Here is an 11,595-nt window from a genome sequence, read left to right as displayed (position 1 = left end):
GGCGCACACGGCGAGGCGACCGGTCAGATGCGCCTCTGCCCCGGCGGCAAACGCCGCGGTTTCCTCGTGCCGGACGTGACACCAGCGGATATCGTGCCGCGGACGAATCGAATCGGTGATGCCGTTGAGGGAATCCCCCGCGACTCCGTAGATTCGGTCCACTCCGGCGGTCGCGAGCGTCTCAACGAGAAGCGCCGCCACACTTTTCCTCGCCACAGCAGCGTCAACTCCCTTCCTCGTTCGAATCGCTTCAGCTCCTTGCGCCGGACGAACCGCGGGCCCCCGATCTCAGCCTAAGCTTGGATCCGCAAAACCCATCGCAAGCGCCACCAGGGCGAGACCCGCGGGCAACGTTAGGGACCACAGGCCAACTGCACCTTCGAACGCCGCCCCGAGGCCGCAGCCGACGACGAAGCCGACGATCGCCGGCCAGGTGTGTTTCGCGCGGGTGCGCGCCGTGGCGACATCGCCCGGATCGCGTCCAAGCAACACTTCGACGACATCCATCGTAAAGCGGGTGACGTTGGTCGTCATCACCGCCGTTGGCGGCGCCCCTCGGAGCGCGATCTGTGCAAATGCGTTCTGCACCGCCATCGCCGAGACGCCGACCATGCCAGCGAGGATCGCGTTTGCCGCGTTCGGGTCGATGCGCGGACCGGCAGCAATGCAGAGGACGAGAAAGGCGGCGAGCAGCAGGAACTGCAGCAGAAGCAGGGGCCGCAGTGAGGCGAGCCCACGCGATTCCAAACCATAGGCAAGCAATCTCGTCAGGCCGAGCGCCATCATGAACACCGGAACCGAGAGCATCGGCGCGACCTGGGCAGCGTCGCCGCTGACGATGTGCGCGGTTAGAACGACTAGGTTGCCGGTGATGTGAGCGGTGAACAGGCCGCCCAGCCCGAGAAAGCTGATGACGTCCGCACTTCCGGCGATCACGCGGAGCACGGTTGGCAGCAGCTTCGTGGCGAGCGAACTATCGACCGACGGCGCCGGACGCAAGCGCGACCTCCCTCGAGGGCAGCCCCTCCTCATTCGCCTTGTGCGCGCGGCGATGGCAAAACTCGCATTCATTATTGCAGAAGAAATGCGCGCCCTCCACTATCAGACCAGCGGGCGTTGAAGATCTTCGGAGGACACGAACGGACTTTCGTGGAGACTGACCAGGGCAGGTGGGGCAAACAGCCGAGAAGGTCCCCGATGGAAGGAGTTCAGGAACTCAAGAGGAAACTCCGGGGGAATACGCGATCGAGCACGCGAGTCCAGGTCGGATCCCCGGTCGTGTCATGGTCACGTCACTCCCGTGGCACATCGCGCTCCTCGCTGCTGGACTGGGGAGCCCATTCGGGCCTCCACAGGGAGCCACGCTGCAGGCGCGTCAGATCCACGCCCTCTGGACGGTCTTCTTCTTCGCCGCGGTCGGGGTCGCCGCGGTGGTCTACGGCCTGATCTTCTGGTCGATCGTCAAGTACCGCAAGCGCAGCGACGAACTACCGCCGCAGTTCCGCGAGAACGTTCCGCTCGAGATCGCGTACACGACGATCCCGCTGCTCATCGTCGCCGGGCTGTTCATCCTGACCTATCGCACCGAGGTGTTCGTCGACCAGGTCGCGACCGGAGCGGATCCACCGGTCACGATCCGGGTGACCGGCTTCCAGTGGTCCTGGCGGTTCCAGTACGAGGGCACCCCGGTGCAGGTCGCGGGCACGCCGGACCGGCCTCCCGAGGCCGTGGTCCCCACCGGCCGGCCCATCCGATTCATCCTCGAGTCGGCCGACGTGATGCACGCCTTCTGGATTCCGTCGTTCCTCTTCAAACGGGACACGATGCCCGGGATCACCAATCAGGTCGACCTAACCGTACAGGACCCCGGCACCTACTTAGGATCGTGCGCGGAGTTCTGCGGTCTCGATCACACCCGCATGCTCTTCAGGATCCGCGCGGTGTCCCCTGCGGAGTACGAGCGCTGGTTGCGCCATCCGGAGGGAGGGCCGTGACCGCCGTGGTGGCGCGCGCAGCGCCCGCCGCGGGCCAGCCCGGACTGCTGGCGTGGCTGACCACCACGGATCACAAGCGCATCGGCGTCCTGTACATCGTGACCACGGTGGCCTTCTTCCTGGTGGCGGGGGCGCTGGCGCTCCTCATGCGGGCCCAGCTCGCTCAACCGGGCCTGCATCTCGTGGGGCGTGAGACCTACAACCAACTGTTCACGCTGCACGGCACCGCGATGATCTTTCTGGTCATCGCCCCCTTCGGGCTCGGCCTGGCCAACTACGTGCTGCCGCTGCAGGTGGGCGCGCCCGATATGGCGTTCCCGCGGTTGAACGCGCTGTCGTACTGGTTGTTTCTCTTTGGGGGGCTGGTGGTCTTCAGCGGGCTGGCGACCAGTTCCGGCGCCGGCGCGTCCGGGTGGACGGCATTCGCGCCGCTCTCGACCATCGGGTCGCCGGGCCCGGGCATGGACCTCTGGATCCTCGGGTTGGTCCTCGTCGCCGCGTCCTCGATCATGACCGCGATCAACCTCTTGGTGACGGCGCTCGTCTACCGGCCGCCGGGGATGACGATGTGGCGTCTCCCCATCTTCGTGTGGGAGATGATCGTCACGTCCCTCATGATCCTGATCGCGTTTCCGCCGCTCGCCGCCACGCTGGCCCTACTGCTCGTGGACCGCCGGCTCGGCGGGCATATCTTCGATCCGGCGCACGGCGGAAGCGCCGTCCTGTACCAGCACCTGTTCTGGTTTTTCGGGCACCCCGAAGTCTACGTAATGATCCTGCCGTACTTCGGCGTGGTCACGGAGATCATCCCGGTCTTCTCCCGCAAGCCGGTCTTCGGCTACACAGGCCTGGTGCTGGCCACCTTGGGCATCGCCGGCCTATCCATGGGCGTGTGGGCGCATCACATGTTCACCACCGGCGCCGTGGTCAACCCGTTTTTCTCGGCGATGTCGTTCCTGATCGCCGTGCCGACCGGGATCAAGTTCTTCAACTGGATCGGCACAATGTGGCGCGGCCAGCTCACGTTTCCCACCCCGATGCTGTTCTGCATCGGATTCTTGCTCAACTTTCTGCTCGGCGGGATCACGGGAGTGATGCTCGCATCTCCGCCGATCGACTACCATGTGGAGGACAGCTACTTCCTGGTGGCCCACTTCCACTACGTGTTGGGGGGCGGCAGCCTCTTTGCCGTCTTCGCCGCGATCTACTTTTGGTTTCCCAAGATGACCGGGACGCTCTTGCGAGAGTCTCTGGGCCGGCTCAATTTCTGGCTGGCGTTTATCGGCTTCAACCTGACCTTTTTCCCCATGCACCTGCTCGGGCTCTGGGGCATGCCGCGCCGGGTGGTGACGTATCCGGCTCTCGCCGGGTGGGCCGAAATGAACATGCTCGCCACGGCAGGCGCGTTCTTGATGGGCCTCTCGGCGGTGGCCCTGCTGGCAAACGTCTGGATCTCGCGACGCCGTCCGATCCCTGCCGGGCCCGACCCATGGGGTGGATTCTCCCTGGAGTGGGCGACGGCCTCGCCGCCGCCGGAGCACAACTTCACCAAGATCCCTCCCATCCGCTCCGAGCGGCCAACGTTCGATCTCCGCCATCCAGGGGTCGCCGGCCTCGGGAGGGAAGCCTGATGAGGAGTACCTCGCGCGTCTTCGCGGTCTCCGCGGCCTTCTTCCTCGTCGTCGACGTCGTCTACTGGTTCGTCTCGTACGAGATCGCGGGAACGATGATGTTCGGCTTGTGGTGCGTGACCCTGCTCTTCGCGTCCCTCTACCTCGGTGTGGCCGCAAGGCAGGGCGCGCCGGACGGCGACGACCCGGACCTCCGGCCCGAAGAACGGGCGGGCCGTCCGATCGGCGTCTTTTCTCGCGGCAGCGGATGGCCCATCGTGCTCGCGGCGGGCCTGACCGCCGGGCTCGCGGGCCTGGTCTACGGCACGTGGCTGCTGATCCCCGGGGCGGTCGTGACGACCGCGGCGCTCATCGGGTTGATGCGGGAGACCGCAGCCGCCTGATCATCATCAGCATGGCGTGAGGTTCGATCGCGGCGATGCAAATTCCGATCAGTGAGACGCGCGCCACGCCCCACAGCCGCCCGGAGTACCCGGCGCCGGTGCTGCTCGGGATGGTGCTCTTCATTGCCTCAGAGATCATCTTCTTCGGCAGCCTCTTCGCAGCGTACTACACGCTTCGTAGCGTGACACCGGTCTGGCCTCCGAACGACGCGCTCGCCGCGTTCACCTCGTCGGCCCGCCTCCAGGCGACGGCCGCCTCGATTGTCCTCTGGGGGTCGAGTGTCCCGATGCACCTGGCGATGCAGAGCCTGCGCCGCCAGGATTTTGCCGCGATGCGTGGTTACATCCTGTTGACCGCCGCCATGGGCACCGCCTTCATGGGATGGAAGTTCTCGGAGTGGGCGGCATCGCCGTTTTCCGTGAGCACGCACGCCTACGGCACGATCTTCTTCGCGCTGACGGGGTTTCACGCGCTGCATCTGCTCGTCGGGCTCATTTTGCTGGGAGGGGTGGTGGCGCGAATCGCTCAAGGGGCGTATCGCGGTAGTGACCGGTCGGGTCCGGACGCCGTGGCGTACTACTGGCACTTTGTGGACACGGTTTGGGTCGGAGTCTTCGCGACCGTGTACCTGGTTCGCTGACGACCGGGGTGCGCGAAGTCGTGGGGAAACGCAGTGCGTGGATGCTGGGCCTGTGGCTGGCGACAGGGCTGGGGATCACGCTCTGCGCGGGCGTGACGCCTGCGGCCCCGCTTACCACGTCGCCCCAAGGGCCGGCCGGCGGGCGGGGGGAAGTGTTGTACGTCACGCACTGCTCGAGTTGCCATGGACTCGGGGGAACCGGCACACCTCAGGCCCTCCCGTTGATCGGCGTCGGCGCCGCCGCGGTGGATTTCATGCTCACCACCGGGCGGATGCCCATGGCGGATCCCAACCAGCCGACGCTACGGCAACCCCCGAGATTCTCGCGCGCTGAGAACGACGCGCTCGTTGCGTATATCGTCTCGCTTGGACCGGGCGGCCCGCCCATTCCGACCGTGCGCCCCGAGCGGGGGAGCTTCGCACGCGGCGGGCAGTTGTTCGGCGAAAACTGCGCCCCCTGCCACGGCGCGGACGGCCAAGGGGCGGCGGTCGCACAGGGTCAGGTGGCGCCGTCCCTGCACGAGGCCACCCCGACCCAGATCGCAGAAGCCATCCGGATCGGGCCCGGGCCGATGCCGAAGTTCGGCAGGCAGATCATCGATGCCGGTGACCTCGACGCCCTGGTGCGCTACGTGGTCTTCCTCAGGCATGCCCCGGATCCCGGAGGCCTGAGCCTGGGGCACGAAGGCCCGGTCATCGAGGGATTCGTCGCGTGGCTGCTCGGTCTCGGTCTGATGGTCGTGGCCATCCGGCTCATTGGCACGACCACGTAAGGCGCAAGGAGGAGTAGGATGGACGGGGTGAGACGGCAGCCGCGGGCCACCGGCAATGCTTCGCCAGGACGCCCCGCCGCGAACGGACATGGGCGCCTGGTCGGGACGGCGTTCATCCTCTCCATCCTGGCGAGCCTGGCTCTCACCGCGGTCTACGCCGTCGGGGGACAGCCACAACTGGAAGGCGCGCTCCTGGCCGTCTCGCTCGGAACGCTTGGCGCGGGGATCATTTTGTGGGCGAGGGATCTGCTCATCCCTGAGGAAATCAGCGAGGAACGGGAGCCCGAGCCGTCGCCGCCCGGCATGCGTGCCGCCGCTGAAACTGCGCTCCAGATGGGCGGGCGCCAGTTGACCCGCCGCACGGCCCTCTCCCGGTTGTTGATTGGCGCACTCGGCGCGCTCGGCCTCGCGGCGCTGTTTCCGATCAGGTCACTGGGACCCGGCCCAGGCCGATCGTTATTTCACACCCAGTGGAGTGCCGGCGCTAGGGTCGTCGATAACGAGGGCCATCCCGTCAGCGTTCGCGATCTAGAAGTCGGTTCGGTGGTCACAGTCTTCCCGGAGGGATTCGTCGGCTCCCCGGTTTCACAGGTGCTGCTGATCCGTGTGGAGCCGGGTAGTCTGCAGTTGCGCCCCGGACGGCTGGCGTGGGCGCCGGACGGCGTCGTCGCCTTCTCGAAGATCTGCACGCACGCGGGCTGCCCGGTCGGGCTCTACGATGCCAGCACGCACCAGTTGCTGTGCCCCTGTCACCAGTCCACATTCGACGTGCTCAGCGGCGCCACGCCGGTGTTCGGGCCTGCGTCACGGCCGCTGCCGCAACTGCCGCTCGAGGCCCGGGCCGACGGCGTGCTGCGGGCCCGCGCCGACTTCCAGGAACCCGTCGGTCCTGGATTCTGGGACCGGCCATGATACGCCGGCTCGTCTTGTGGCTCGACGACCGATTGGGCGCGGCGTCCTTCGCCCGACGGGCGCTGCGCAAAGCGTTCCCCGATCACTGGGCGTTCATGCTCGGGGAGATCGCCCTGTATTGTTTCGTACTGCTCGTGCTCACGGGGACGTTCCTGACGCTCTTTTACACCGCGTCTGGCCAGGACGTCACCTACAGCGGGCCGTACGCGCCGCTCGCCGGCGTGCGGATGTCCGCGGCGTACGCATCGGTTCTCCGGCTTTCTTTCGAGGTGCGCGCAGGACTCGTAATGCGCCAGATCCACCACTGGGCTGCGCTCGTGTTCGTCGCTGCGATCGTGGTCCATCTGCTGCGGATTTTCTTCACGGGCGCGTTCCGAAGGCCGCGGGAGATCAATTGGTTCGTGGGGACCGGGCTCCTCATCCTGGGCATGCTCGAGGGGTTCACGGGCTACTCCCTCCCGGACGACCTGCTTTCCGGGACGGGCATCCGGATCGCCTACTCCGTCGTGTTGTCGATTCCGCTGGTTGGGACGTGGCTGGCCTTCCTTTTCTTCGGGGGGGAGTTCCCCACCCCGATTGTGATTGGGCGCCTGCTCGTGCTGCATATCATGCTACTGCCCGGCCTGCTGTTCGCGGCGGTCGGTGTCCACCTGGCCATCGTCTGGCATCAGAAGCACACGCTCTTCCCCGGACCCGGACGAACCGAGCGAATGGTCGTCGGGTCACCGCTGTGGCCGCACTACGCCATGAAATCGGTAGGCCTGGCGCTAGTGGTCGTCGCGATCCTCGCCCTGCTGGGAGGCTTGTTTCAGGTCAACCCGGTGTGGCTTTACGGCCCATACAATCCCACGACGGCGAGCGCGCCCGCGCAGCCCGACTGGTACATCGGGTGGCTGGAGGGGATCCTCCGCCTAGCCCCGCGGGGAGACATCCAGTTGTTCGGCCACCTGATTCCGGGCATCTTCATCGTGGGGGTGCTGTTCCCGGGGGCGTTTTTCGCCGGGATTCTGCTCTGGCCGCTGATCGAGCATCGGATCACAGGAGACGATGCGCCCCACCACCTGCTGAACCGGGTGCGCGACGTGCCCTGGCGCAGCGGCGTCGGCGTCGGGGTGCTGGCGTTCGCCGTCATCCTGACTGTGGCCGGGAGCAATGACGTCCTGGCCCGATTCTTTGGCGTCCCGGTGGAGTGGATCACGGTGGGGCTGCGCGTCGCGCTCCTGGTCGTCCCTCCGGTCGCCGGATACCTCACGTACGGGATTTGCCGGGACCTCAATGGGGGCGCTCCCGAATCCGCGCGCGTCGGGCGCTGGGTCCGCCTTCGCCGGTCGGCCACCGGGGGCTTCGAGGAAGTCGAACCGGACGGGCCGGATCGTGGTGCTGGCACCGCTGAGCGTCGGGGCCACTGATGGCGGCGGCACCCTCCCTTCCGCTCACTGCCCTCGGCGGAGCCGTCACCCTGCTATACTTCGTTGGAGTCCGTCGATACAACGCCACGCACGTGCTGCGACCATTTCCCCGGTGGCGCATCGCGGCGTTCGTTTCAGGCGCGCTTATCCTGTGGACGTCCCTCGCCCCGCCGCTGGACGCGTACGCGGATCGCCGGTTTGCGATCCACATGGTGCAGCACTTGTTATTGATGATTGTCGCCGCGCCGCTGTTGATCCTGGGGACACCGCTGTCGGTCGCGCGCCACGCGGCGCCTGCGTCGTGGCAGCGCCCGTTGGGCCGAACCCTCCGCCATCCCGCCGTCCAAATGCTACAGTTTCCTGTACTGACCTGGGGCGCCTTCCCGGCGGTGATGTGGGGATCCCATTATTCGGCCCTATTTGAGGCGGCGTTGGAGCGCCCGCTCGTGCATATGCTCGAGCACGCGCTCTACCTCGGCGCGGCGCTCCTCTTTTGGATGCCGGTCGTCGCCGCCGAACCATCCCGCTGGCGACTGAGCCATCCGCTCCGCCTGCTCTATCTGATGGTGGCCGGACCTCCCAATGTCTTCCTGGCCGTCTCGCTCTACCAGTCCACGCGCCTGCTGTATCCGCATTACGAAGTGGCGAACCTGCTCGCCGGCCGGTCGCCGCTGGCCGATCAGCGCGCCGGTGCGGCCGTGATGTGGATCCTCGGCGGGATCCCCTTCCTGATCGCCATGATCGCGGTGGCGGCGGCCTGGGCTCGCCATGAAACGCTATTGGCCCGGCGCCTCGATGCCGCGCTGGAGCGTCGCGAGACCGGCGCGGTCTAGCAGCGCGCGTCGCCCAACAAGAGCCTCAGCCCGAAGGGCGAGCCGAACATCCGGGTGAAAGAGTCTCCCCGCGGGCGGAACGCCAAGCCTGCACGACGAAGCCTTTCCTGTATCGTCGAAAAGTCCGGTGCGGTAGCGCACGCAGGTTGACCGCGGCCGAAAATGCATTGACACAGAGAGGCGACCATGAAGACCGAACCGATCGTGCTGACCTCCAGCCCTGCCTGGACGGCGCTTGAGACGAACTACGCTGAAACACGGGGCCATCACCTCCGCGACCTATTCGCCGCCGATCCTCGCCGCGGCGAGCGCCTGCGCGTTGAGGGGGCCGGCCTCTACCTCGATTATTCCAAACACCGCATCACGGACGATACGCTGCGGTTGCTGCTCGCCCTTGCGGAGAGCTCGGGGCTCCGGCAGCGGATCGACGCGATGTTCCGGGGCGACAAGATCAACGTCACCGAGCGCCGGGCCGTGCTGCACGTCGTCCTCCGCGCCCCGAAACAACAGTCGATCATCGTCGATGGGCAGGACGCCGTGCCGGAAGTGCATGCCGTACTCGACCGCATGGCGGGGTTCGCCGACCGCGTCCGTTCGGGCGCCTGGCGGGGCTACACCGGCAAGCCGATCCGGAACATCATCAACATCGGCATCGGTGGGTCCGACCTGGGTCCCCTGATGGCGTATGAGGCGCTCCGATGGTATAGCCGCCGCGACATGACCTTCCGCTTCGTCTCGAACATCGACGGGACCGACTTCGTCGAGGCGACGCGCGACCTCGACCCGGCTGAGACATTGTTCGTTGTCTCCTCGAAGACGTTTACCACGCTCGAGACGATCACCAACGCCAAGGCCGCGCGCGCCTGGACACTGCACGCCCTCGGTGACGAACAGGCGGTGGCCCGGCATTTCGTGGCCGTCTCGACCAATGCCCGCGAGGTGGCCGCATTCGGCATCGACACCGCCAACATGTTTGGGTTCTGGGACTGGGTCGGCGGACGGTACTCCCTGGACTCGGCGATCGGCCTGTCGACGATGATCGCCGTCGGCCCGGACCACTTTCGGTCCATGCTCGCGGGCTTCCACGCCATGGACGAGCATTTCCGGACCGCGCCCTTCGAGCGCAACCTTCCGGTCCTGGTCGGCCTGCTCGGCGTCTGGTATAACAACTTCTACGGCGCGCAGACCGTTGCGGTGCTCCCCTACGACCAGTACCTCAAGCGCTTCCCCGCCTACTTGCAGCAGTTGACGATGGAGAGCAACGGCAAGTCCGCCATGGTCGACGGCAGGCGCATCGACTATCAGACGGGACCCATCTACTGGGGCGAGCCGGGGACCAACGGCCAGCATTCCTTCTACCAGCTCCTCCATCAGGGTACGAAGCTCGTCCCCTGCGATTTCATCGGGTTCGTCGAGCCACTCAACCCTCTCGACCATCACCACGATCTCCTCATGGCGAACATGCTGGCCCAGGCGGAGGCCCTGGCCTTCGGGAAGACCGCCGAACAGGTGACGGCCGAGGGCACGCCCGACTGGCTGGTTCCGCACCGCGTCTTCGAGGGGAACCGCCCCTCGACCGTCATCCTGGCCGACCGGCTGACGCCCGAGACGCTGGGCAAGCTTGTGGCGCTGTACGAGCACAGCGTCTTCACGCAGGGGACCATTTGGCAGATCGACTCATTCGATCAGTGGGGGGTGGAGCTCGGCAAGGTCCTCGCGCAGCGGATCATCCCAGAACTCATCGCGCCTGCAGAAACCGCCCACGCCCACGACAGCTCGACGACCGAGCTGATCCGGCGGTACCGGCGGATGCGGGCACAACCCGCATGATCCGAAAAGAGGCGACACGTTCATGCCCCGCGCCCGCGTTGTGATCGTCGGGGCCGGCTTCGGAGGCCTCACCGCGGCCCAAACGCTGGCCCGCTACCCGGTCGACGTCATTGTCATCGATCGCAAGAACCACCACACTTTTCAGCCGCTTCTCTATCAGGTAGCGACCACGACGCTGTCTCCGGGGGAGATCGCGGCTCCAATTCGGGGGATCTTGCGCCGGCACCCTCACGTTGAGGTCCTCATGGGTAATGTCACGCGCATCGACCTTGAGGCGCGTACCGTCCAGCTGAATGGGGCGCACGGCTGATCACGGGCGGCACCGACTTGCCGGGGTGGCCCCAGCAACCCCCGACGCAGGAGGCGAAGCTGGAGGCCAATGCGTGGGAGTCATGAGCAACATGCTTCCCGTCACCTACCTTGCCAGGCACGGTGAGACCGCCTGGACCATCTCAGGTCAGCACACGGGACTGACCGACCTCCCGCTGACCGAGCGCGGTGAGCGCAACGCGCGTCGCCTCGGGGAGCGGTTAAAGGGGATGACGTTCACCGGCGTGTTTACTAGCCCCCTGCAACGCGCGGCCCGCACGTGCGCGCTGGCAGGCTTTGGGGACACGGCCGAGGTAGATCGCGACCTGGTCGAATGGGACTACGGCGGCTATGAGGGTCGTCGCACGGACGAGATCCTCGCGGAGCGCCCCGACTGGCAATTGTTCCGCGACGGCTGCCCGGGAGGGGAAACGCCCGACCAGGTCGGCGTGCGGGCTGACCGCGTCGTGAGCCGCGTGCGCGCGGTCCATGGGGACGTGCTGCTGTTTTCCAGCGGGCATTTCCTGCGGATGTTGGCCGCCCGCTGGCTCGGGCTCGAACCCGCCGCCGGCAGGTACTTCCTGCTGGGCACGGCGAGCCTGAGCGCGCTGGGCTACGAACACACCCTTTCTCAACCGGTGATCCGACTGTGGAACGACACGCATCACGTGGGCCCGTGAGGTGATGGTCCCCCGCCGGGCCGGCCGCCGGGCGTTACGGAGATCGCGGACGGGAGTATTCCACGGCCACGTGATCTTGGGCCAACCCGCCACTCGATCTGAGGTTGCAGTACAGGTGATTGGGGTCACAGCCCGCGCATTCAAACTGGATCGTGGTGTGGACCATGCCGTAGTTCCGCCGCAGCAACTGGTTCAGCTCG

At 66.5% G+C, this 11,595-nt stretch carries 13 protein-coding genes; 11 read left to right on the top strand and 2 right to left on the bottom strand.

Annotation, left to right across the window (positions count from 1 at the left end; genetic code table 11):
- On the bottom strand, positions 1–201 hold a 201-nt coding region (locus VFP86_12640; GenBank protein HET9000487.1), incomplete at its 3' end, for a thiamine pyrophosphate-binding protein.
- Between the two features lie 87 nt (positions 202–288).
- On the bottom strand, positions 289–999 hold the full coding sequence (locus VFP86_12635) for a DUF1275 family protein (protein ID HET9000486.1): 711 nt from the start codon (positions 997–999) through the stop codon (positions 289–291).
- 284 nt (positions 1,000–1,283) lie between these two features.
- Here VFP86_12635 and coxB point away from each other — a divergent pair, with 284 nt between their 5' ends.
- From coxB to VFP86_12580, 11 genes are all read left to right on the top strand, one after another.
- The gene (gene coxB / locus VFP86_12630; GenBank protein ID HET9000485.1) at positions 1,284–1,994 is read left to right on the top strand and encodes a cytochrome c oxidase subunit II; all 711 of its coding nucleotides are present in this window, start codon (positions 1,284–1,286) and stop codon (positions 1,992–1,994) included.
- The gene (gene ctaD / locus VFP86_12625; protein HET9000484.1) at positions 1,991–3,625 is read left to right on the top strand and encodes a cytochrome c oxidase subunit I; all 1,635 of its coding nucleotides are present in this window, start codon (positions 1,991–1,993) and stop codon (positions 3,623–3,625) included. The genes coxB and ctaD overlap by 4 nt, the downstream gene beginning before the upstream one ends.
- A complete protein-coding gene (locus tag VFP86_12620) occupies positions 3,625–4,008 on the top strand; it encodes a cytochrome c oxidase subunit 4 (GenBank protein HET9000483.1) in 384 nt (127 codons plus the stop codon). Before ctaD ends, VFP86_12620 begins: the two co-directional genes overlap by 1 nt.
- 35 nt (positions 4,009–4,043) lie before the next feature.
- Positions 4,044–4,649: a cytochrome c oxidase subunit 3 gene (locus VFP86_12615; protein ID HET9000482.1), complete on the top strand. Its 606-nt coding sequence runs from the start codon at positions 4,044–4,046 to the stop codon at positions 4,647–4,649.
- A 20-nt stretch (positions 4,650–4,669) separates the two neighbouring features.
- Positions 4,670–5,422 carry a c-type cytochrome gene (locus tag VFP86_12610; protein ID HET9000481.1) on the top strand — a complete coding sequence of 251 codons (753 nt, stop codon included), beginning with the start codon at positions 4,670–4,672 and terminating at the stop codon, positions 5,420–5,422.
- Between the two features lie 18 nt (positions 5,423–5,440).
- The gene (locus tag VFP86_12605; protein HET9000480.1) at positions 5,441–6,334 is read left to right on the top strand and encodes a Rieske (2Fe-2S) protein; all 894 of its coding nucleotides are present in this window, start codon (positions 5,441–5,443) and stop codon (positions 6,332–6,334) included.
- Positions 6,331–7,743: a cytochrome bc complex cytochrome b subunit gene (locus VFP86_12600; GenBank protein HET9000479.1), complete on the top strand. Its 1,413-nt coding sequence runs from the start codon at positions 6,331–6,333 to the stop codon at positions 7,741–7,743. The genes VFP86_12605 and VFP86_12600 overlap by 4 nt, the downstream gene beginning before the upstream one ends.
- Complete coding sequence (locus VFP86_12595; GenBank protein HET9000478.1) at positions 7,743–8,576, top strand: cytochrome c oxidase assembly protein; 834 nt, start codon at positions 7,743–7,745, stop codon at positions 8,574–8,576. The genes VFP86_12600 and VFP86_12595 overlap by 1 nt, the downstream gene beginning before the upstream one ends.
- Positions 8,577–8,762: 186 nt before the next feature.
- Positions 8,763–10,406: a glucose-6-phosphate isomerase gene (gene pgi, locus VFP86_12590; GenBank protein ID HET9000477.1), complete on the top strand. Its 1,644-nt coding sequence runs from the start codon at positions 8,763–8,765 to the stop codon at positions 10,404–10,406.
- A 22-nt stretch (positions 10,407–10,428) separates the two neighbouring features.
- Positions 10,429–10,716: an FAD-dependent oxidoreductase gene (locus VFP86_12585; protein ID HET9000476.1), complete on the top strand. Its 288-nt coding sequence runs from the start codon at positions 10,429–10,431 to the stop codon at positions 10,714–10,716.
- 82 nt (positions 10,717–10,798) lie between these two features.
- Entirely contained in the window at positions 10,799–11,395 is a 597-nt protein-coding gene (locus tag VFP86_12580; GenBank protein HET9000475.1) for a histidine phosphatase family protein, read from the top strand.
- Positions 11,396–11,595 lie beyond the last annotated feature (200 nt).

It is taken from the genome of bacterium (genome assembly GCA_035703895.1).
In the GTDB taxonomy this organism is placed as follows: Bacteria; Sysuimicrobiota; Sysuimicrobiia; order Sysuimicrobiales; family Segetimicrobiaceae; genus Segetimicrobium.
This window is presented reverse-complemented; position numbering and strand designations above follow the sequence as displayed.

Excerpts from the sequence above, each read along its gene's own strand:
- VFP86_12580 (HET9000475.1), top strand. The coding sequence starts at position 10,799 with ATGAGCAACATGCTTCCCGTCACCTACCTTGCCAGGCACGGTGAGACC.
- VFP86_12595 (HET9000478.1), top strand. The coding sequence starts at position 7,743 with ATGGCGGCGGCACCCTCCCTTCCGCTCACTGCCCTCGGCGGAGCCGTC.
- VFP86_12615 (HET9000482.1), top strand. The coding sequence starts at position 4,044 with ATGCAAATTCCGATCAGTGAGACGCGCGCCACGCCCCACAGCCGCCCG.
- VFP86_12605 (HET9000480.1), top strand. The coding sequence starts at position 5,441 with ATGGACGGGGTGAGACGGCAGCCGCGGGCCACCGGCAATGCTTCGCCA.
- VFP86_12600 (HET9000479.1), top strand. The coding sequence starts at position 6,331 with ATGATACGCCGGCTCGTCTTGTGGCTCGACGACCGATTGGGCGCGGCG.
- pgi (HET9000477.1), top strand. The coding sequence starts at position 8,763 with ATGAAGACCGAACCGATCGTGCTGACCTCCAGCCCTGCCTGGACGGCG.
- VFP86_12585 (HET9000476.1), top strand. The coding sequence starts at position 10,429 with ATGCCCCGCGCCCGCGTTGTGATCGTCGGGGCCGGCTTCGGAGGCCTC.
- VFP86_12620 (HET9000483.1), top strand. The coding sequence starts at position 3,625 with ATGAGGAGTACCTCGCGCGTCTTCGCGGTCTCCGCGGCCTTCTTCCTC.
- coxB (HET9000485.1), top strand. The coding sequence starts at position 1,284 with ATGGTCACGTCACTCCCGTGGCACATCGCGCTCCTCGCTGCTGGACTG.